Raw genomic sequence first — 22100 nt, 5'->3', positions numbered from 1 at the left:
GAATGATGAGGAACATCCACTCATTCATAGTGATCGAGGATTTCAATATACCTCTCATGGATTCAAACGCAGGATAGATAAGGCAGAGATGATACACAGCATGTCTCGGGTTGGTAAATGTATTGATAATGGACCAATGGAATCATTTTGGGGAACTCTTAAATGTGAAAAGTATTATATACATAAATACGAAACGTTTGAAGAACTGAAAAGAGCAATTGACGAGTACATTCAATTCTATAATTATGATAGATATCAAGATAAATTAAATGGCCACAGCCCTATAGAATATAGAGCTATGGCCGCATAAATCGTTTTTATTATTTCCACTGTCTACTTGACAGGGGGCAGTTCATTGTTAGAAACAACACGTTTAAATAAATGATTGAGTGTGAATCCACACGAATGCCCGCATCAAATAGGATTAAAGCGTTAGTAAGCAGAAGGAGTAACGCAATTAGGCCAATCCAACTCTTTTTATAAACTAGGTAAGAGATAAACATTTTGAACCCTCCTATAGTGTAACGGACATATAACCAAGTCCTTTTTTCGTCACAATCCCATTGGCTAAATTAAGAGAGGAGAGCTTTTGCCGTAACCTGGTAACATTAGCTGTAAGCGTATTATCATTAATAAACTGATCATCATCCCAAAGCATTTTCATTAACTCGTGTCGGGAAACAATTTTATTATTTGATTTGACTAATACCGAAAGAATAAAGAATTCATTTTTGGTAAGTTCAATGCTTTGCCCATCCTTATAAATTCTTCCAGCCTTTACGTCAATAATAGCTTGATTCCATTCAATTACATCGGAGGTTGCTTCTTCATACGTATAGGTTCGACGAAGAATTGCCTGAACTTTGGCGAGAAGGACATCCATATGAAATGGTTTCTGAACGTAATCATCCGCCCCCAAGTTCATGGCCATCACCATATCCATCGGATGATCTCTTGATGAAAGAAAAATAATGGGAACTTCGGACACGGCACGTATTTCTCTACACCAATGAAACCCATCAAACTTAGGAAGCTGTATATCAATCATGACTAAGTGAGGCTGATGCGCTGCAAAGTCTTCCATTACATTAGAAAAATTACTTGGACTACTTACCTCATATGACCACTGGCTTAACCCTTCATTTAGTGCTTCTAAGAGAAGGGAATCGTCTTCGATAATAAAAATGTTCATGTTCATTGGATGTCCTCCTTTCTTTATACTTATTTATTCTAAACTATTCATAATTAGAATACAATTTGTCCTTCCTATCTATAACGAAGGATAATCACACATTAACGCAGACTCCATCGCCCTGGAATGCCGTAAGCAAGATGCGGCAAATTCCATATAGAAGTACAGGAAAAAGAGTTGCTGGACGGGATGGCTAAGATCTTGGCGAATAGATTCTATAATCAAACCAACCCATTCGAAAAGGAAAAATCAAGACTTCGTATAAGCAAGTACGAAAATGATGCGAGTACCTATGACATCAGGAAAAAAAACACTTTATTCCCTCAGAAATACGAGATTCTATTCAAATTCCTCCAGATTAATTACTTACTTTAATGAGGTAATGTGCTAAGTTTTTACACATTATAAGGGGGCGTTTTTAATAATGTTATCACGTCATTTTGAAAAAAATGGTCATGAAGGATAAGCTTCTAAAGTGTTAAATTTGTTTATTAATTAAATGACTCATGTTTCATAGAAAACTCCCTTTAGATAAAAATCTAAAGGGAGACTGATGGTTCAAAAAACGGATCCGGAGACATGTTTATGGGCTACACCCGTTTCCTCAACCAGCCCACACACTCAATATGATTCGTCTGCGGGAAGTTATCCACCGGCTGAACTTCCATGGTTTCATAGCCGCCATCCTCCAGCACGCGCAGATCCCTGGCAAGGGTAGAAGGGTTACAGGAGACATACACAATCCGTTTTGGCTCCATAGCAATCATGGCCTGCAGGAAATCCACTTCACAGCCCTTACGGGGAGGATCAACTACAATGACATCGGGGTTCAATCCCTGGGCCTTCCACCATGGCATGACTTCCTCTGCTTTACCTGCAAAAAATTCGGCATTTGTAATTTGATTGATTTTGGCATTCATTTTTGCATCATCGATAGCTTCCGGTACAACCTCAATCCCATAAACCTTCTTTGCCTGCTGTGCCAAAAATAAAGAAATGGTGCCAATCCCGCAATAAGCATCCACCACAACATCATCGCTGCCGATTTGCGCATATTCCATTGCTTTATCATACAGCACTTTCGTCTGCTCCGGATTTACCTGGTAAAATGACTTTGCCGAAATCGCAAAGCGGATATCGCCAATCGTATCGTAAATATATTCTTCTCCCCAGATGACCTTTGTTTCTTTCCCCATAATTACATTGGTTCGTCTATCATTGATATTATGCACGATGGATTTCACATGCGGGAATGTTTCCGTTATTTCACGAATGAACGCTTTTTTATGCGGCAATTCCTTTGTGCGTGTAATTAACACGACCATCGTTTCTTTCGTTTCCTTCCCTGTCCGCACCATGATATGCCTTAATACACCCCGACCAGTCTTTTCATCGTAAGCGCGGATGCCCAATTGGTTTGCAATGCGGCGGACAGCATGGATCGATCTGTCATTTAATTCATCCTGAATGACACAGGTTTCCATATCATCAATGATGTCATGGCTGCGTTTCCGGTAAAAACCGGTGATTAATTCTCCATCTCTTTCTCCCACAGGCATTTGCACTTTGTTGCGGTAACGCCAGGGGTCATTCATTCCGATTGTCGGATGTACAGGGACATGTTCCAGCTTTGCAATCTTCCGCATTACGTTTTTCACCTGGTCGTGTTTCATCTGTAATTGCAGATCATAACTCATATGCTGCAGTTGACATCCGCCGCATTGATAAAAAACATTGCATGGCGGCTCCACCCTGTCATCACTTTTTATCTTCGTCTCAAGCAATTTCCCAAAGCCGAAGTTTTTATTTACTTTTACTACCTTTACGACGGCTTCCTCACCAGGCAATCCATATGGGACAAATAATGGATAGCCGTCAATTTTACCTACACCATTTCCTTCATGGGTTAAATCTTCAAATTTCAGTGTGAGCGTCTCATTTTTCTTTACTGGTGCATTGGTTTTTGACATGCTTCTCTTCCTTTATGTGCTGATATGTTCCATCCATTTTATCATAGGTTTTCCGTCAGATTCATTTCCAGCCTGGAAAACTAACATTCTCCCGTCGACAGGTGAACGCGTTAGTTTTCCTGCTGCTTAACACTTAAAAAATTCCAGGCTTCCTCCACCCAGTTCTTTGAGTCTGCGGTACAGATGTGCTCCACCGTAAAGATCTGGGACTGCGGTACAGCGGTTCCTCGTCCCACCAAAAAGATTTGGATCTGCGGTAGAGTTATTCCTCGTCCATCATAAACCTTAATCTTTTTTAACGTGCAAAAAAGGACTACTTCCAGTAATCCTTTCAAATTAAAATTCTTCCGGGAGAAAAAATTCAATATGCTGCCGCAGGTTTATCAGCTCTCCAGGCAGCAGTCCGCCATACTCCCCATCAATATTCAGTTGCATTTTTTCCTCTGTCGTCACTTCAATAAGTTTGGCCTGCCTATAAATAATCAGATCATCTTCCAAATGGGTTCCGCGCAAAGCTAATGTTACGAGCCGGATAAAATCGGCCAAGTTGGTCTTACGTAATATTATTAAATCGAATTTGCCATCATCCATTTTTGCATCTGGTGCCAGTTTTTCAAACCCGCCGACAGAGTTTGTATTTGCAATCAGGAACAGCATGATGTCCTCATCAATAATAACTTCCCCGTCACAGATGATTTTAGCATGAGTCGGTTTCAGGGATGGCAGCATTTCAATACCTTTTACATAATAGGCAAGCTGCCCAATCATCGTTTTTAATTTACTGGGCACTTCATAGGTCAGTTCCGTCAGCTTTCCTCCGCCCGCAATATTCATAAAGTATTGGTCATTTACCTTCCCGATATCAAGGAATTTAGAGGAACCATTTATAATGACATCCACAGCTTTTTTAATGTCCTTTGGGATCCGAAGTGCCCTGGCAAAATCATTGGTCGTGCCGGCCGGTATTATTCCGAGCTTCGGACGGTATTCCTGTTCTGCTATCCCATTAATTACTTCATTGATCGTACCGTCCCCGCCGGCAGCTACAACTAAGTCGAATTTTCTTTCCACAGCAATTTTCGCTGCTTCCATGGCATCATCTACCCCGTTTGTAGCATGGGCCGATGTTTCATATCCGGCAACCTCCAACCGTTCCAGCACATTTGGCAATTCTTTTTTAAAGGACTCCCTGCCTGACGTTGGATTATAAATGATTCTTGCTCTTTTCATTTTGCTTTCCCCCATTAACTTCTTCACACGCTTGGTAAGCTTACCTTCACAGAAACCGGTGATGAGGTATCTTTAATTATATTAATATCTAGGATGAATGTTCATAAACAGCATGTAGATATGTATAATAATTAATTTTCCTCTGCCGTAAAAATCCCAGACCGCTATCATAGAAGACAGCAGTCTGGCGCACAACTTACCGTTTATCCAATTCTTCCTTAAGAATTTTATTAACCATAGGCGGGTTTGCCTGCCCTTTCGTTGCTTTCATCACTTGTCCGACGAGAAATTTCTGTGCTTTCGCTTTCCCGTTTTTATAATCAATAATCGATTGTTCATTCTCATCGAGTACTTTGCCTATAATTTCCTTCAGCTGGCCTTCATCCGAGATTTGCACAAGCCCTTTTTCTTTTACGATCTTTTCCGGGTCTCCCCCGTTTTCCACAAGTTCTGCAAAAACTTTTTTCGCCATCTTGGATGAGATGGTGCCGTCTTCAATGAGATTGATCATTTTTGCTAAAGCCTTTGGTGTGATCGCCAGCTCCTGCAATTCTTTATAATGTTTATTCATATATGCGGAAACTTCACCCATAAGCCAGTTGGAAACCTGCTTTTTATCAGCATCAAATTCCAGTGCTTCCTCAAAAAAGTCAGCCATTTCCTTGGAACTGGTGAGCACTTCTGCATCATATTCCGATAGTCCCAATTCATCAATATACCGTTTTTTGCGGGCATCCGGCAGTTCCGGAATTTCCCGGCGGATCCGTTCTTTCCATTCCTCATCAATGTATATCGGCAAAAGATCCGGCTCCGGGAAGTAACGGTAGTCATCCGCACCCTCTTTGACACGCATTAAAACAGTTTCTTTTGTTTTCTCGTCGTATCTGCGGGTTTCCTGCAAAATTTCTCTGCCGGATAAGAGCACTTTTTCCTGGCGTTTTTCCTCAAACTCCAGTCCTTTCTGGACGAAATTAAACGAGTTCAGGTTCTTCAATTCCGTTTTCGTGCCAAATTCCTCCTGGCCAATTGGTCTCAGGGAAATATTTGCATCACATCTCAGTGAGCCTTCCTGCATTTTCACATCAGATACACCGGTATACTGAATAATATTTTTCAGCTTCTCCAAATATGCATAAGCTTCCTCGGGAGTACGGATATCCGGTTCGGAAACAATCTCCACAAGCGGTGTTCCCTGGCGGTTAAAGTCCACTAAGGAATATCCATCGTCCCCGTGAGTTAACTTTCCGGCATCCTCTTCCATATGAAGACGAGTAATCCCAATCCGCTTCTTCTTCCCATTCACTTCAATATCAATCCAGCCATTTTCCCCGATTGGCTGATCAAATTGGGAAATCTGATATGCTTTCGGATTGTCGGGATAAAAGTAATTTTTCCGGTCAAATTTTGTATGTGTGGCAATTTCACAGTTCAATGCCATTGCTGCTTTCATTGCAAAATTAACTGCTTCTTCGTTCAGCACAGGCAGCACACCCGGATACCCAAGGTCGATCGGGTTCACATTTGTATTCGGGTCAGTGCCAAATGCATTTACGCTGGGGCTGAAAATTTTTGATTTTGTCTTCAGCTCCACATGTACTTCCAGTCCAATTATTGTTTCAAAGTTCATTAGTTCGCACCTCCAATTTGAGGTCGTTTTTTATGGTGGTCTGTAGCCTGTTCAAAAGCATGGGCCGCACGATAAACAGTGCTCTCATCAAAATGATTTCCAATGATTTGCAGGCCGATTGGAAGTCCATCATCTGACAAACCGCACGGAATGGATATTCCGGGTACACCGGCAAGATTAACCGGTATGGTTAAAATATCACTGGCATACATCGTTAGCGGATCATCCGTTTTCTCGCCAACCTTAAACGCCGGTGTCGGCGCAGTAGGTCCAATGACCACATCATATTCTTCAAAGATTTTGTCATAATCATTTTTCATCAGCGTACGCACTTTTTGGGCCTTTTTATAATAAGCATCATAATAACCTGAGCTCAGCGCAAAAGTTCCGAGCATAATACGGCGCTTCACTTCTTCTCCAAAGCCCTGGCTCCGGGACTTTTTAAACATGTCCATCATGTTATCCGCTTCGGCACGCACACCATAACGCACGCCGTCAAAGCGGGCAAGGTTGGATGATGCCTCTGAGGAAGCAATGATATAGTAAGTGGCAACCGCATATTTTGAGTGTGGAAGAGACACTTCTTCCCACGTTGCTCCCAGGGATTCATATACTTTCAGTGCTTTTTCCACTGCTTCTTTTACCTCAGGAGAAACACCTTCCCCAAGATACTCTTTTGGAACCGCAATTTTCATGCCTTTTACGTCATTCGTTAATGCATCTGTGTATTTAGGAACCTCCAAATGGGCACTGGTAGAATCATTTGGGTCCTGTCCTGCCAGCACTTCAAGTACTCTGGCATTATCCTCCACTGATCTGGTTATCGGGCCAATTTGATCCAACGAAGATGCAAATGCCACAAGACCAAAACGGGAAACACGCCCATACGTTGGTTTCATCCCGACAACACCGCAAAATGAAGCCGGCTCCCGAATCGAACCGCCTGTATCCGAGCCAAGGGAAAATAAGACTTCCCCTGCGGCAACAGATGCTGCAGAACCGCCGCTTGAACCACCCGGCACGTAATCCGTATTCCATGGATTTCTCGTAATGAAGTAGCCGGAGTTTTCATTGGAGGAACCCATAGCAAACTCATCCATGTTCAGCTTTCCAATGGTAATCATATTTTGTTCATTTAATTTTTTCATGACGGTAGCATCATATAGGGGATCATTGAAGTTATCCAGCATTTTACTTGCACAAGTCGTACGTAATGCCTTAGTAACAATATTATCCTTAATACCTGCAGGAATACCAAATAAGCTGCCCGATTTGTCAGCTGCTTCGTCCATTTCCTGCGCTGCAGTCCGTGCATTTTCCTCATTCAGTGTTAAGAAAGCATGTACCTGGTCGTCGACCTCATGAATACGTTTATAGGATGCATCCACTAAGTCAGCAACCTTTATTTCTTTATTATGTAGTTTTTCTTCCAGTTCTCTAATAGTATGATCAAATAGCGACATTAATTTCCCTCCTTACTCCAGAATAGATGGCACACGAAAAAGTCCATCCTTTTGATCAGGGGCATTTTTTAGTGCCTCCTCTTTCGTGATCCATGATGCAGGCTCGTCCTTGCGCAATACGTTTTTCAAGTCCGATGCATGCGTTATTGGCTCTACATCCGTTGTATCCAATTCATTTAATAATTCGGCATACGTTATAATTTCACTTAATTGATCTTTCAGCATATCTGCTTCTTCTTCAGAAACTTCCAGACGTGCCAGATCCGCTACATGTTTCACTTGTTCCTTTGAAATATTCGTCATCGATAACCCTCCAGGCAAGCATTGTTTTATATCGTCGCTCTATTTTACATTAAACAAGTATAACACTATTGATGATAGCAGAACATGCCTGCTGTAAGCAACTTTTGCCCTCTTCTTTTTCGTATTTTGCAGCTGCTCTTTACAAGTATCGTGAAATGATAATGATTTTAAACAAAAAAATGCCCAAAACAGTTTCCACACCGTTTCAGGCCAATTTATCATATGGTTAATAGGGTTAATAAATTACTGATGTAATTACTTCCTTTAGTGATTAAAAGAAGTGTGTAGGTTGTGGTACTGAGAGGACCCCTGGATGCCTAGGGCCAATGGATACATCCTCCTGTGGTTGAGCTAAAAGAAAACCGGTTACGAGTAAAGCACCAATTGCAACAGCTGAAATCATTTTTTTCATTTTCTCCCCCCTCGTGTAGAATTAAATATTGGTAATTTGCTCATAGGCAAAGTTAGCCACTTTATAATATTTTGTTGCATCTTTATATTTATGGAATTTCTCAAAATGACTTGCCAATAATTCAGCATAAATAGCTATATTTCCATAATCTTCTTGTTTTTCCAGTGAAGGCAAAAATCCATGTATCATTAGCTTTTCAAACTCTTTATATTCCTCTTTTAATAGGTGGTCGTACGCAATAATTATATAATAATAAAGCTTATATTCCTCGTATTTACCAAATTCCTCCAATAATTTCAAACCGTAATTTACAGTGTTTCTAGTCTCTTCGAAGTTTCCAACACTATAATACAACCCCACTAAAGATGCTATTGTATATAAATGATCAGCAGGATGAGCTTCCTCATCATCAAGCACCGCTTGAAAATGGGTTATTGCCTTCTTAGATTCTCTTGTAGTAGTGTATAAATGTCCAAGATTTTCTTGAGCTAACAAAATTAAAACCTTATTTTTATTTAATTTGCCCAGATGTAGAGCTAAATTATAGTTTTTAATTGCATTATCATACATTTTAATTCTTCTATATGATATTCCAAGTATAATGTGACACTGAGCACATCTAAGAAAATTGTATTCCTTCATAAATACTTCTAAAGCTTTTCTAGCATAATCAATCGCTTCCAAAGTATTACGCAGCTTACTATGGGTCACACCAATTGTATAATATAGATCAGCTATTTCTTCTTCTGAAACATCAATTTGTCTTCCTTTTTCTTCTGCTTTTTTATACAAACGCATACTTTCGTTATGCTCATCATTCACTACTGTATTGTAATTACCTTTAAACTTATACCAGTAGTACAAATGTAAATTATCGAACGTCCCAGATATATCATTAAGCTGCTTAATCTTTTCTTCTGCTTTATCATAGCTACCGATTACTAGATAATATCTTATTTTATGTATTTCAAACATTAGCAGGTTTTCAGTGAGGTTCTCGTCCATTAGTTCCTGTATTTCCTTATACTTAGCTATAATCTCTTCTTTATCATTTGCTTCAAATAACATTCCATACCATTCTGTGCACTTTTCCAAGATCATGTTATTCTGGGAATTATCAATTTGTATCCCAAGCCTCGTACATAGTGCTTGGATGATTTCAGGGCTCGCCTCTGTCTTTAGGTTCTCAATCTTGGATAAATATGATAAGGAAACAATGCCTTTGGCAAGATCACCCTGGGTCATGTTCTGTTTTGTCCGCTGCAATTTAATTAGAGACCCTACCTCTATCAATATACCCACCCTAACCTTTACTAGAATTATATGACTCTGTATATTGATATTATAACATACTTTCAGATAATTCATATTGGGAAATTCACTGGGTAAATATAGCGGTAATCGCCTATAAAACTTTCCAATTTTCCTATCCGAGGAAAAAAAGCCCTTTTTTAAGCTGAATTTGCTCAAAAAAAGGCTTATCGACAAAATATGACTAATTACCCATTACTTAAAACATTTCCGATGTTGTTTTAGGCTGCATGAGCTGTCCTAGGTAATCAGGCCCACCTGCTTTAGAGTCTGTTCCCGACATATTAAAGCCGCCAAATGGCTGATAACCGACAATTGCAGCTGTACAACCGCGGTTGAAATAAAGGTTTCCAACATGAAAATCTTCTCTAGCCTTTTCCAAATGCTCCCTGTTATTCGTAATTACTGCACCGGTCAGACCGTATTCCGTATTATTTGCAATTTCAATGGCTTCATCGAAATCTTTTGCTTTGGTTAATCCCACTACTGGCCCGAAAATTTCTTCCTGCATAATCGTAGCGTGCGGGTCCACTTCGCCAAATACTGTTGGCTCTATAAACCAGCCCTTGCTGTCATCCCCTTTTCCGCCTGCAAGCAATTTCCCTTCATTTTTTCCGATATCAATATAACCCATAATTTTATCGAAGCCTTTCTGATTAATAACCGGCCCCATAAAATGGGTATTGTCATGGGGGTCCCCTGCAGATAGTTCCTTTGTCAACTCCACTATCCGGTTAGCCACCTCATCATATACATCTTCATGAATCACTGCCCGGGAACAAGCCGAACATTTTTGTCCGGAGAAACCAAATGCAGATTGGACAATGGACTGGGCTGCAAGTTCAAGGTCAGCATTGTTATCAACGATAATGGTATCTTTCCCGCCCATTTCAATAATGGTACGCTTCAGCCATTTCTGACCCTCCTGGATTTTGGCAGCTCGTTCAAAAATCCGTGTACCAATGTCACGGGAACCGGTGAAGCTGACAAAGCGAGTACGCGGGTGATCTACTAAGTAGTCGCCAACCTCCCCTCCCGGTCCGGGTATATAATTGATGACACCATCCGGAAGTCCGGCCTCCTCCAGTACCTCCATCATTTTATATGCAATCACGGGGGTGGGACTTGCCGGTTTTAACAGCACAGTGTTCCCTGTCACCATGGCGGAAACCGCTGTGCCGCACATGATGGCGAACAGAAAATTCCACGGTGAAATGACCACACCGACACCGAGCGGGATGTAATGGTACTGATTATATTCAATTGGACGGCTTTCCACCTTTTTTCCATCCATTATTTCGAGCATTTGCCTGCCGTAATATTCCATAAAATCAATAGCTTCAGCAGTATCGGCATCCGCTTCCTTCCATGGCTTTCCGCCTTCTTTGACCAAATGCGCGGAAAACTCATGTTTGCGGCGGCGGACAATCGCTGCTGCGCGGAAAAGAATATCCGCCCGGAATTTCGGGTCTGATTTTCTCCAGGTTTCAAAAGTGGAATCCGCCACTTTCATTGCCTGCTCAGCCAACTCTTTATTTGCTTTGGAAACATATCCGATGATTTCCTTCTTATTGGCCGGATTGACGGATTCTATTTTGTCCTCTGTCGTAATACGCTCCCCGCCAATAATTAACGGATATTCTTTACCAAAATCCTTTTCCACTTTTTCCAAAGCTTCCAGCATCGCTTTCCGGTTTTCTTCTTTGCTGAAATCAGTGAACGGTTCATGCTTGTATGGTACTACCATTTTTTAAAAATACCTCCTCCTATAATGGTCTATTTTTATACTCTCCCATCGTTCTGATTTCAAACGTTTTTTCTTCATTATATAAGGATGGTTTGTTATAAATAGACCCGGCATCCCGTTCACGTTTCAGATACTAATGAAAAATATGCACCGTAGGCGATTCTGCATCAGCCGGTCTGTAAATTAAACTTTCGACCTGATCGCTCGAAGTTACCTTTATTTCCAGCTCAAAATAATTGGAGAACATATCCTGTACCAAACCGTAAGCAAACTGGGTAAAGCCCATCACTTCAGCTTTCCCGTAAAATTCAAGGGGAATTTCGATGGAGAGCCGCTGCAGCTCCTCATCAATATAGAATCCTTCTCCGATAACACCCACGTAATTAGGAAAAAACTGGGCAATTTCTTCTCCAAAACTTGTTACTATTTCCTGATCGTCAAAGTATTTCTCTCTTCCTTCATCGGAAGGAAATAGAATATACTCTTCCCCAAGTGATTCCCAGTCTCCTATCGTATCTCCGCCACTGTCAATCGTCGTTTTTGCAACAAAATTTCCAGGGATAGGTGAAGACTGCTCTGCTTCCCTGTAAATTGCAAGCATAATAGGAATCTCTTCCAGACCTTCTATTTGCCTGATGCGATTTATAATTTCCTGTGCAATCTCTTCTCCCTGTTCAAGCATTTCACTTTCGGAAATCTCCTCATAATAATCCGGACCGCCGGTTTCCAGCTGATATCTGTATACCGACTTCATCGCAATGCCGACTGAAATACCGGCCAGTTCAACGGAATCGTCCTCTCTCTTTCGCAAAAAGTTCTGCTCCAGTATATGGGACAGATAACGCGGATTTTCCTCATGCATTTCAATAGCTTCCTCTTCCTCAAGACCTTCCACATCTTCTATCTCCGGGTTTAAGCCCTGCTGCAGCTCTTCTCTGATCTGATCTTCGTCTACCGTCATCTTATTCTCTTCAAGCCATTCTATTCGCTCTTTCACCCGGTTTTCCAGTTCTTCCTCCGTTAATGCTCTGCCAAGCCAGTCATATACCATATCGGAAGTTAAATACTGCCCTTCCTGAAATAAATAATCTTCCGGATCAAACACATCCTTGGAATGACGCATCAAACCTTCTTCCAGTTCATCAATATCCAGCCGGTTTGCTACCTGGTTGGTAATGACACCGCGTGCTTCACTCGGTTTGTAGGGAATTATCATTCTGTAATTTTCCTCATCCAATTGATTGCCCGGCACGATGGAAGTTTCCTGTTCGGATTCCGGATCATTTTGCACAACTTCTTCCTCCGGCTCTTGTTGAGGAAAGCAGCCTGCCAGTACTAGGAAAACGGAGACTGCTAACCAAATACCTGTTTTTTTCACTCCTGACACCTCTATCCCTCAATGGCACTTTTAAGCTGTTGTTCATTCCATATAGCTACACCGAGCTTTTCTGCTTTTTCCAGTTTGCTGCCGGCATCTTCTCCCGCAATAAGCAAATCAGTCTTTTTGCTGACGCTTCCTGTAACGGATCCGCCTCTTGCTTCAATCAGCTCTTTTGCTTCATTTCTTGTATAATTCTCCATTTTTCCTGTCAGCACAATGGTTTTCCCGGCAAAAACAGCGTCTTCTTCCACCGTGGTTTGTTTCGGTCCTTTATACGCCATATTTATCCCAAGCTGTTGAAGCTCTTCTAACAGATTGGTTACCTTTTCCTCGGCAAAATGCTTAACGATAGCATCTGCCATTTTATCACCGATTTCATCAATGGCGATAAGGTCTTCAAAGCTTGCCTGCTGCAGGTTTTCCATGGTTTCAAATTCCATCGCAAGCGTTCTCGCTGCTTTAGACCCGACATAGCGGATGCCGAGACCAAACAGCAGTTTTTCGAGTGAATTTTCTTTGGAATCTTCTATGGCCTGCAATAAATTGTTGACGGATTTTTCCCCCATTCGCTCCAGTTCCAGCAGCTCATCTTTTTTTAGACGATACAGATCAGCAATCGTATGAATGAGTTTTTCCCGAAAAAGCTGTGTAATTACTTTTTCGCCCAGACCGTCAATATTCATTGCATCTCTGGACACGAAATGAATGAGCCCTTCCTTTAATTGGGCCGGACAATTCGGATTTATGCAGCGGAGTGCGACTTCCTCTTCCAGCCGGACCAATTCATTCCCGCATTCCGGACAGTTTTCAGGCATATGGAACTCTTCTTCCTCACCGGTCCGTTTTTCTTCCATCACTCGAACAACTTTGGGAATAATGTCCCCGGCCTTTTTGATCACCAGGGTATCCCCGATGCGGATATCCTGTTCACGGATTAAATCTTCATTATGCAGTGTCGCCCGCTGAACTGTGGTTCCTGCAACCTTCACCGGTTCCAAAATAGCAGTTGGCGTCACCACACCGGTTCTGCCTACATTGAGCTCAATGGCCGTAAGCTTCGTAATCGCTTCTTCCGCCGGAAACTTGTAAGCAATTGCCCAGCGCGGGCTTTTTGCTGTAAAACCCAATTCTTCCTGTTGCTTCAGGTTATCTACTTTAATAACAATCCCGTCAATTTCATAGCTTAAATTTGGCCGTTCCTTTGTCCAGTATTCAACAAATTCCATCACTTCTTCTACAGTTTTACATTTTTTCCATTCCGGGTTCGTTTTAAAGCCCAGTTCCTTCAGCTTGTTCAGCCGCTCGCTATGTGTTTCCAATGCTTCCGCCTGCCATTCACCGACACCGTACAAATATATATCCAGGTGGCGTCTTGCTGCGATTTTCGGATCCAGCTGCCTTAACGATCCCGCTGCAGCATTTCTCGGATTGGCGAACGGTTCTTCTTCCCTTTCTTTTTTCGCCTCATTTAAAGCCAAAAAGGATTTATGCGGCATGAATGCTTCGCCCCGTACTTCAATCCTTCCTGTTTCTTTTATCGTCAAAGGAATGCTGCGAATAGTTTTCAGGTTGCTCGTGATATCTTCCCCGATGGTTCCGTCACCCCTGGTGGCACCCCTTACCAGCCTGCCATTTTCATAGGTCAGGGAGACTGCCAGCCCGTCAATTTTTAATTCACAGACAAAGCTGATCTTATCATTTGTTCCCTGGCTTGCACGCCTTACAAAGTCCCGCAGATCCTGTTCATCAAACGCATTCCCGAGGCTCATCATTGGGACAATATGCTCTACCTTCTGAAAACCTTCCAGCGGTTCTCCGCCTACCCGCTGCGTGGGAGAATCCTCCGTAATAAGTTCCGGAAATTCCGCTTCAAGCTTGGTGAGCTCCTGTAATTTCCGGTCATATTCTGCATCCGGAACTGTTGGCTTATCGAGCACATAATACTCATACCCGTATTGATTCAGCAGTTCTCTAAGTTCGTTTATTTCTTTCTGGGCTTGTTGTTTATCCAAACCGGAAACCTCCTTAGTCTTCTTTCGTAATCGGAGCAAGCTGTGCCAGCACCCGTTTAATGCCGACCGGTGCAGGAAAGGCAATATCCAGTTCTGTTGCTTCTCCTTCTCCCTGCACCTTCACAACCGTTCCAGTCCCCCATTTTTTGTGTTTTGCTTTATCCCCCGGCGCCCATATCTCATCAACTGAGTCAGCAGTATTTTTAATTCGGCCAGCTCTACGTTTTGGGGCAGCAGCCATTTTTTCCACCGGACGGGCAAAAGGAGTGCCGAACATCGCTGTATTAGCTTCCTCCAGCCCTTCCACCAGCTCCTCGGGTATTTCATTGATAAAACGGCTGACGGGATTCATGTTTGTTCTTCCAAATAGCGTCCGCATTTTAGCATGCGTCAAATATAATTCCTGCTCCGCCCGGGTAATGCCTACATACGCCAATCTGCGTTCTTCCTCCATCTCTTTCTCATCGAACATGGAACGGTTATGCGGGAAAATATTTTCCTCCATCCCGATTAAGAAAACGACCGGAAATTCCAATCCCTTGGCAGAATGCAGTGTCATCAGTGTAATTTTTTCATCATCGGTTTCCTCTTCCACTCGGTCAATATCCGCGATTAAAGCCAAATCAGTGAGAAAAGCCACCAGTGTCTTGTCTTCTTCCGCAGCTGCTTCGAAATCCTGTGTCACCGTCATAAACTCTTCCAGGTTTTCCATGCGGCTTTGCGATTCCAGGGTCTGTTCATTTTTCAGCATTTCTATATAGCCTGTTCGTGACAAGACTGCTTCTACCATATCGGTTGCTGTCAAAAATTCCTGCTGTTTGGCCAGGGATTCAATCAGTTCACTGAATTCCGCCAATGCCTGTGCAGCTTTTTTCGGCACACCGGTAAAATCAATTTCCTGTACAGCTTCATGAAGCGATAAATCATTTGCTGCCGCATATTCCTGCAATCGTTCAATAGAAGTTTTTCCGATACCGCGTTTCGGGACGTTTACCACCCGTTCAAAGCTTAAATCATCGTCCGGATTTGTAATTAAACGCAGATAGGACAGCATGTCTTTAATTTCTTTACGCTCATAGAATTTCAGCCCGCCGACCATCTGGTAAGGAACATTCGCTTTTACAAGCGTATCCTCAATGGCCCGGGACTGGGCATTCGTTCTGTAAAGTATCGCCACTTCACTTGGCGAAAATTTATTTTCAGTTGTCAGCTCCTGGATCTTTTCTACAACAAACAATGCTTCTTCCTGTTCTGTTGCCCCTTGAAAGTAGTGGATTTTTTTCCCTTCCGGATTGTCCGTCCACAGTTTCTTTGGTTTACGGCTCGTATTATTTTCGATGACATGATTGGCTGCATTCAAAATCGATTTAGTGGAACGGTAATTTTGTTCCAGAAAAATAGTCTTTGAGGCAGGATAGTCTTTTTCAAAGGATAGGATATTTGCGATATCAGCACCACGCCAACGATATATAGACTGGTCAGAATCACCGACAACACAAAGGTTCTGATAGCGGTTTGCCAGAAGACCGACTAATATATATTGTGCATGGTTTGTATCCTGATACTCATCCACATGAATATATTGAAATCTTCGCTGATAATATTCCAGTACTTCCGGGACACGCTTAAATAAATGAATCGTCTGCATAATTAAATCATCAAAGTCAAGTGACTGATTTTTTTGCAGTATTTTTTGATAAGCTTCATAAATTTGCCCGACCTGCCGCTCGTAAAAATTACCCACGTTTTTGTTGTATTCTTCGACAGTAATAAGTTCATTTTTTGCTGCACTGATTTGTCCGAGCATAGCACGGGGGTCGAACTGTTTTTTGTCTATATTTAAGTTTTTTAATACTTGTTTAATGACCGACAGCTGATCACTGCTGTCCAGTATGGTAAAGTTTCGGTTATATCCAATACGGTCAATATCCCTGCGCAAAATCCGGACACACATGGAGTGAAACGTGGAAACCCACATATATTCGCTTTCCGGGCCAATCAGTTTCCGGACCCTGTCTTTCATTTCTCTTGCTGCTTTATTCGTAAAGGTAATGGCTAGCACATTTCTGGCGCTTACGTCTTTCTCGCTCAGCAAATAAGCAATCCGGTGAGTAAGCACACGGGTTTTCCCGCTGCCCGCACCTGCCATGATCAATAATGGCCCCTCTGTATGCTTAACAGCCTTTTGCTGCTCTTTATTCAACCCTTTCAATAAGTCATTCACTGTCTGACTCATAGCTACACCGCCTTTTATCCGTTATCCCTGACGGCCTTTACCGTCTTTAATGCTTTTTTTATATCTGTATATATAACATTTCCAACTACGATAATATCAGCATGATCCTTCATTTCCCGGGCTTGAAAAACAGTTTCAATCCCGCCGCCATAAATCAGTTTAGTATGATCTAATTGGTGTTTTACCTTTTTCACCAGTGCTGGATCACCGTATTTTCCACTATACTCCATGTAAAATACAGGCAAATGAAATACTTTTTCAGCCATATATGCGTAGGCGAGCACGTCTCCTTCATCCGGCAGAAAGCTGTTTGTACGCTGGAAGGCCTTTGCCTCCTCATTTAAAATACAATAGCCTTCAAACAGGATTTCACTATATTCCATCATGTCCACGTATTGTTTGATAGCCTGGTGCTGAATATCCATCATCCACTTTTTTTCTTTTGAATTGAGCACCATCGGTATGTAATAATAATCAAACCCCGGCGTGATTGCATCCATCGTGGATATTTCCAGAATACAAGGCACCGTGTACCTGCGGATACGGGATAATAAGTCCAGCACCCCATCCAGGGTAACATTATCCGTACCTCCTACCATAACGGCATCTGTGCCTGATTCACAAATCAATTCCAAATCCTCATCCGAAATTTCTTTTGCCGGATCCAGTTTAAACAGATGCTTCCAGTTATCTATTGAATTATTCAAGATCTATATCCTCCATTACTATAGTACGTTCGTATATTATACCAAAAATCAGGGATGGAATTTAGGGATATGGGTAATATTTTTCAGAAGACTGTTTTTGTGAAATTTGGATCTATTTAATCAGCTGCAGGAATAAGGTGGACTTTAGTCATTCTGGAATGCGCACGGGCGTTACAAAAGAAGACCTTCTGAAATGAACTGCAGGATGTGGCCGTTATCGGAAATGCAGGTGGAGTTTTCAACCATCTAATCATGAGGACGGGTCATGCAATGAATGGGACGGATCTATCTTCGTTCGTTGGACTCATAGGTCGGATTATGCAATGAACGGGGCGGATTTCGATTCGGTCGTTCACTCATCGGGCGGATCATGCAATGAACGAGACGCTTTTCTCTACATTCGTTCACTCATCGGGCGGATCATGCAATGAAAGGAGCAGATTTCTCTACATTCGTTCACTCATCGGATGCATCATACAATGAACGGGACGATTTTCTCTACATTCGTTCACTCATCGGGCGAATCATGCAACGAAGGGAGCGGATTTCTCTCCATTCGTTCACTCATCGGTCGGATCATTCAACGAACGGAGCAGATTTTTCTTCATTCGTCCACTCATCGGATGCATCATACAATGAACGGGGCGGATTTATCTTCGTTCGTTCACTCATCGGACGAATCATGCAATGAACGGGACGGATCTATCTTCATTCGTCCACTCATCGGATGCATCATGCAATGAACGGGACGATTTTCGCATCATTCGTCCACTCATCGGGCGGATCATGCAATGAACGGAGCGGATTTCGCTTCGGTCGTTCACTCATCGAACGCTTCATGCAATGAACGGGGGAGATTTATCTCCATTAGTTCACTCATCGGGCGAATCATGCAACGAACGGAGCAGACTTTTCTTCATTCGTCCACTCATCGGATGCATCATGCAATGAACGGGACGATTTTCGCATCATTCGTCCACTCATTGGGCGGATCATGCAATGAACCTGTTCCTCTTAACCCATAAGGTTTCCATTATTTTACAATCCATGAGTTTTCATATAAAGAATAAAGAATGTTAACTATTATGGGGTTTTTGATGGGGAAAAGCCGCTGCAGGAGGCAGCGGCAACTATTTTTCCGTTTCTTTATCATCCAAAATACGGTCAAGCACCATTTGGTAGCCGTCGCTTCCATAATTAATGCATCTTCTTACTCTGGAAATCGTGGCGGTGGAAGCTTTTGTTTCCTGTTCAATCGCACTGTACGTTTGCCCTTCCGTCAGCATTTTCGCCACTTGCAGCCGTTGGGAAATGGACTGAATTTCCGACATGGTCGCTATATCGTCGAAAAATCGATAGCACTCCTCACGATCCTTTAATGAAAGGATCGCATCAAATAATTGATCCAATTGTTTTCCCCGTAATTTATCAATTTGCAACCCAAACCCTCCTGCTTCCTGAAAAGTTTTTTCCGGAATCTAATTTGTCACCGTTACCGATTGTTCTAATCCCGGACTGTCAGGGATTACATTCACCCATGTTTTTCCCGGAACAAAGCCTAACACTTCTCCGTCTTTTACTGGAATAATTCTGCCTTCTCTATTTTCCCATTGTACCTCTTGAATCTTTCCTTTTTGCAATAAATATGCATTCCCGCCGGTTTCCAAATCGACAGCACGGCGCCCCTGGTCATCAATCGTTTCATGGCGGGTCTCAACAATAAATACGTTATCCAGTTTGATTTCTTCTTCTGTATCAAGTTCTACTGTCTTTTCCCGATCGCTATATCTAATATATTTTTCCGTTGCGGGCTCGTACTCATATTCCACGATATTCATCGGCTTATCCGCATAAACGACTTCCGCGTGACTTGCAGCATCACCAGTAATATCCGAACCTTCATCCTCTGTTAAAAATGGAAGGGGATCCTGTGATTGAGTAATTTCATAACCTTTCTCTTCCGCTCTTTCATAAGCTGCATTTAGAAACACATAGGAGTTATGCGGGGCTTTCCGGAAGCTTTCCCGTTTAAATAACGTCCCATCATTATCATAAACAGCTCCGTCTAAATATTCGATTCCCCTGTTTCTAATCATATCATTAACAAAATCAGCAGCACCATGATAAACATACAGGGCACCATAATTATTTGCCAATGTAAAATAATATTCACGGGCACTTCGGACAGGCCCGACAACTTGTGGCACCTCACTTTGATAAAGGGCCAGCAGGCGGGTAATTCTTGCCTCTGCCAAAATTTCAAAAACAACATCTGCTTGGGAGAGGCCCGATTGCGGTCTCGCCTCGGCATGATTATTTACCATGACACCAATCGTACGGTTGTCGATATCATCATTGGTTCCCAGCCCTGTCAATGGATACACATGGTCAAACTGTTCTTCCTTCTCCGATTTATCCTGCAAACTGCTGTCTTTTCCTTCGTTTTCCTGCGCATCCCCAGCGTCACCCGAGCATCCTGCGAAAATCAATATAACAGATGCAAGCAGCAAATAAACAAACTTTCTCATTTCCCCAACACCTTTTATTTTATTTCTATTAGAAAACTTGGCTGAACGCCAAGTCCAAGCCTGTATTGCTCAAATGTTATATTTTATTATACCCTAATTCATCGTAGCTGGAAATAGCACTTCCTGCTTCATGACATCTATAATCCCCTGCTGGGTTATTCTTACATAAGGCAAGTGGGTGGATGATAAAAAGAAAATGGAATAAATGGGATCGTCAAAAGGATAACCGAACTCTCTCAAATATTTTTTTAATAGTTTTTCCCTCTCTATCAATTCCTCCATTTTTCCCTGGTACATAAACCCGGATAAAGATAGAGGGATTTCCATCAATATTTCCCCGTTATTTACTAAGACAATTCCCCCTCCGATTTCTTTCAATCTTTTAGCTGCCTTCATGATATCCGGTTTGCTTTTACCAATGAAAACCAAATCTCCTGTAGTTGAATAGGAACTGGCCAAAGCACCCAATTCTCTGGTGAATCCCCGGATCGTCGTATTTACCCTCCATGTACCACCTTTATCCATAAGCACAAGAAATGCCTCTTTATTATGTGCAGGCAGGGTATCTGGAGTAATATCCACTTCCAGCGCATACGGTTTCATTATAACTTGATTCATCATTTCCAGGCCGAGGGGCACGGAAAACTGCAATTCATCTTCCGTCAAGTTAAAGTCCAGCTCCAATGGCTCTATATCATAAGCTTTCCAGTCAATGAGCGGCTTCCTGTTTATTGCTTTTGCCTCTCGAACCACCCATTCCCCTTTTGCCAGTACACTTTCAGGAGTCGGATCGTTCTTTTCCTTCAAAATATTTATATGAGCAATTCTGCCGGGCGCGATACTTCCAAGCTGCTCGTCCAAATGAAAATGTTTTGCGGCATTATAGCTTCCCATCCGATAGGCATCTTCCACTGGAATTCCTTTTTTAATTGCTATATCTATACATACATTCATTAATCCACTTTCGTAAAATGCCGAGGTAGATCCATCTGTCGTCATTGACAGGTTATCAAAAGTAGTAATACCCTCTTCAAGAAGTTCTTCAATCAGTTTTGGCAAGTCGGGCCGGATGGAGGAGTATCTCAAGGAGGTATGATAGCCCATTTGCAGCCGGCTGATCACTTCCTTCCCTGTCATTGACTCGTGATCCCCGCTTATCCCAAGCAATTTCATTTTGGTTAAAGTTCTTTCCGAAGCCCCGGGAAAATGGCCTTCCACAGGTTTGCCGCGCTGTTTTGTTTCCTGAATCCAATACAGCAGCCGATCATCTCCGGAGAGCAATCTTGGCCATGACGTTAGTTCTCCACCTTGAACAACGGCAGGGTGAGAAATCCAATTTATTAATTCATTTGTATTAAATAATTTTTCTTCCTGTTCGTCCTGCAGCACAGTCTGTGCATCATACCTCGCCCACCAGTACATGGATACAGGATGACTGCTGAAATCATCAAGCAGAGAAAACGCTTTCTTTCTGTCTGTTAAAAATAGCCATAAAAGGTTATCATTAATCAGTGTGGTTGTCCCGGTTTTGGCAGCATAATCAGCCAACGTTTCCGGATTGTAAATCTGCGAAGGATGGGCGTGCGGCTCAACATATCCAGGTACCAGGTACTTCCCTTCGCAATCAATGATTTCTGTTCCATCCTGCCTGTCCGGCATTTTATCTCCTACATAGATAATCCGGTCGTGAACAATCCATATATTTGCTTTGATCCATTGCTTTGTATACATATTTAAATAAACACCATTTGTTAAAATCATGGTTGGTGCTTCTTTTCCATCTATTACACGCACATGCTGTCTAAGCTCGCGGTTTCTCCATTGATAGCCTTTGTCTAACATACTGCAACTCTCCAAATAGTTATTTTTCTCTAGTTTAACACAATATATGCTTTAGTACTGTAAAGTTTTTGTTAATCAAAGTGAATTTTTTGTGACATTTGTTCTATGATGGATTGATGGAGAGTTTGCATGGAGAGGT

18 protein-coding genes are annotated in these 22100 nt (G+C 42.1%); 1 reads left to right on the top strand and 17 read right to left on the bottom strand.

The features are described from left to right. On the top strand, positions 1–310 hold a 310-nt coding region (locus GHD25_RS17120; protein WP_164219120.1), incomplete at its 5' end, for an IS3 family transposase. A 204-nt stretch (positions 311–514) separates the two neighbouring features. Here GHD25_RS17120 and GHD25_RS17115 read toward each other — a convergent pair. The 17 genes from GHD25_RS17115 to GHD25_RS17040 form a co-directional block, all read right to left on the bottom strand. After that, the gene (locus GHD25_RS17115; protein WP_164219118.1) at positions 515–1198 is read right to left on the bottom strand and encodes a response regulator transcription factor; all 684 of its coding nucleotides are present in this window, start codon (positions 1196–1198) and stop codon (positions 515–517) included. Between the two features lie 584 nt (positions 1199–1782). Next, the gene (rlmD, locus tag GHD25_RS17110; RefSeq protein ID WP_164219117.1) at positions 1783–3162 is read right to left on the bottom strand and encodes a 23S rRNA (uracil(1939)-C(5))-methyltransferase RlmD; all 1380 of its coding nucleotides are present in this window, start codon (positions 3160–3162) and stop codon (positions 1783–1785) included. Positions 3163–3498: 336 nt separating this feature from the next. Next, the gene (locus GHD25_RS17105) at positions 3499–4392 is read right to left on the bottom strand and encodes a diacylglycerol kinase (protein WP_164219116.1); all 894 of its coding nucleotides are present in this window, start codon (positions 4390–4392) and stop codon (positions 3499–3501) included. Between the two features lie 196 nt (positions 4393–4588). Continuing rightward, complete coding sequence (gene gatB / locus GHD25_RS17100; RefSeq protein ID WP_164219115.1) at positions 4589–6019, bottom strand: Asp-tRNA(Asn)/Glu-tRNA(Gln) amidotransferase subunit GatB; 1431 nt, start codon at positions 6017–6019, stop codon at positions 4589–4591. Beyond that, complete coding sequence (gene gatA, locus GHD25_RS17095; protein ID WP_164219114.1) at positions 6019–7482, bottom strand: Asp-tRNA(Asn)/Glu-tRNA(Gln) amidotransferase subunit GatA; 1464 nt, start codon at positions 7480–7482, stop codon at positions 6019–6021. Before gatA ends, gatB begins: the two co-directional genes overlap by 1 nt. Before the next feature lie 12 nt (positions 7483–7494). Beyond that, positions 7495–7785 carry an Asp-tRNA(Asn)/Glu-tRNA(Gln) amidotransferase subunit GatC gene (gene gatC / locus GHD25_RS17090; RefSeq protein ID WP_164219113.1) on the bottom strand — a complete coding sequence of 97 codons (291 nt, stop codon included), beginning with the start codon at positions 7783–7785 and terminating at the stop codon, positions 7495–7497. 271 nt (positions 7786–8056) lie between these two features. Beyond that, entirely contained in the window at positions 8057–8197 is a 141-nt protein-coding gene (locus GHD25_RS17085) for a hypothetical protein (protein ID WP_164219111.1), read from the bottom strand. A gap of 21 nt (positions 8198–8218) precedes the next feature. Then, positions 8219–9499: a helix-turn-helix domain-containing protein gene (locus GHD25_RS17080; protein ID WP_346426800.1), complete on the bottom strand. Its 1281-nt coding sequence runs from the start codon at positions 9497–9499 to the stop codon at positions 8219–8221. A 208-nt stretch (positions 9500–9707) separates the two neighbouring features. Next, the gene (pruA, locus tag GHD25_RS17075) at positions 9708–11255 is read right to left on the bottom strand and encodes an L-glutamate gamma-semialdehyde dehydrogenase (RefSeq protein WP_164219107.1); all 1548 of its coding nucleotides are present in this window, start codon (positions 11253–11255) and stop codon (positions 9708–9710) included. 133 nt (positions 11256–11388) lie between these two features. After that, positions 11389–12633 (bottom strand): CamS family sex pheromone protein, encoded by a 1245-nt coding sequence (locus GHD25_RS17070; RefSeq protein ID WP_164219105.1) that lies wholly within the window; start codon positions 12631–12633, stop codon positions 11389–11391. An 11-nt stretch (positions 12634–12644) separates the two neighbouring features. After that, a complete protein-coding gene (ligA, locus tag GHD25_RS17065; RefSeq protein ID WP_164219103.1) occupies positions 12645–14648 on the bottom strand; it encodes an NAD-dependent DNA ligase LigA in 2004 nt (667 codons plus the stop codon). A 13-nt stretch (positions 14649–14661) separates the two neighbouring features. Beyond that, positions 14662–16884, bottom strand: a complete 2223-nt coding sequence (gene pcrA, locus GHD25_RS17060) for a DNA helicase PcrA (RefSeq protein WP_164219101.1) — start codon at positions 16882–16884, stop codon at positions 14662–14664. A 14-nt stretch (positions 16885–16898) separates the two neighbouring features. Beyond that, positions 16899–17591, bottom strand: a complete 693-nt coding sequence (gene pcrB, locus GHD25_RS17055) for a heptaprenylglyceryl phosphate synthase (RefSeq protein ID WP_164219099.1) — start codon at positions 17589–17591, stop codon at positions 16899–16901. A gap of 285 nt (positions 17592–17876) precedes the next feature. Next, on the bottom strand, positions 17877–17999 hold the full coding sequence (locus GHD25_RS20265) for a hypothetical protein (protein ID WP_276207848.1): 123 nt from the start codon (positions 17997–17999) through the stop codon (positions 17877–17879). 722 nt (positions 18000–18721) lie between these two features. After that, the gene (locus GHD25_RS17050) at positions 18722–19030 is read right to left on the bottom strand and encodes a YerC/YecD family TrpR-related protein (protein ID WP_164219097.1); all 309 of its coding nucleotides are present in this window, start codon (positions 19028–19030) and stop codon (positions 18722–18724) included. Between the two features lie 39 nt (positions 19031–19069). Further along, the gene (locus tag GHD25_RS17045) at positions 19070–20119 is read right to left on the bottom strand and encodes a DUF3048 domain-containing protein (protein WP_164219095.1); all 1050 of its coding nucleotides are present in this window, start codon (positions 20117–20119) and stop codon (positions 19070–19072) included. 93 nt (positions 20120–20212) lie between these two features. Further along, positions 20213–21961: an adenine deaminase C-terminal domain-containing protein gene (locus GHD25_RS17040; RefSeq protein WP_164219093.1), complete on the bottom strand. Its 1749-nt coding sequence runs from the start codon at positions 21959–21961 to the stop codon at positions 20213–20215. Positions 21962–22100: the final 139 nt, after the last annotated feature.

This window comes from Virgibacillus aidingensis, from assembly GCF_010994035.1.
Taxonomy (GTDB): Bacteria; Bacillota; Bacilli; order Bacillales; family Amphibacillaceae; genus Virgibacillus_N.
This window is presented reverse-complemented; position numbering and strand designations above follow the sequence as displayed.

Coding starts and splice junctions, on each gene's coding strand:
- GHD25_RS17085 (WP_164219111.1), bottom strand. CDS start 8,197: ATGAAAAAAATGATTTCAGCTGTTGCAATTGGTGCTTTACTCGTAACC.
- GHD25_RS17115 (WP_164219118.1), bottom strand. CDS start 1,198: ATGAACATGAACATTTTTATTATCGAAGACGATTCCCTTCTCTTAGAA.
- gatB (WP_164219115.1), bottom strand. CDS start 6,019: ATGAACTTTGAAACAATAATTGGACTGGAAGTACATGTGGAGCTGAAG.
- GHD25_RS17105 (WP_164219116.1), bottom strand. CDS start 4,392: ATGAAAAGAGCAAGAATCATTTATAATCCAACGTCAGGCAGGGAGTCC.
- gatC (WP_164219113.1), bottom strand. CDS start 7,785: ATGACGAATATTTCAAAGGAACAAGTGAAACATGTAGCGGATCTGGCA.
- gatA (WP_164219114.1), bottom strand. CDS start 7,482: ATGTCGCTATTTGATCATACTATTAGAGAACTGGAAGAAAAACTACAT.
- GHD25_RS17040 (WP_164219093.1), bottom strand. CDS start 21,961: ATGTTAGACAAAGGCTATCAATGGAGAAACCGCGAGCTTAGACAGCAT.
- rlmD (WP_164219117.1), bottom strand. CDS start 3,162: ATGTCAAAAACCAATGCACCAGTAAAGAAAAATGAGACGCTCACACTG.
- pruA (WP_164219107.1), bottom strand. CDS start 11,255: ATGGTAGTACCATACAAGCATGAACCGTTCACTGATTTCAGCAAAGAA.
- GHD25_RS17045 (WP_164219095.1), bottom strand. CDS start 20,119: ATGAGAAAGTTTGTTTATTTGCTGCTTGCATCTGTTATATTGATTTTC.
- pcrA (WP_164219101.1), bottom strand. CDS start 16,884: ATGAGTCAGACAGTGAATGACTTATTGAAAGGGTTGAATAAAGAGCAG.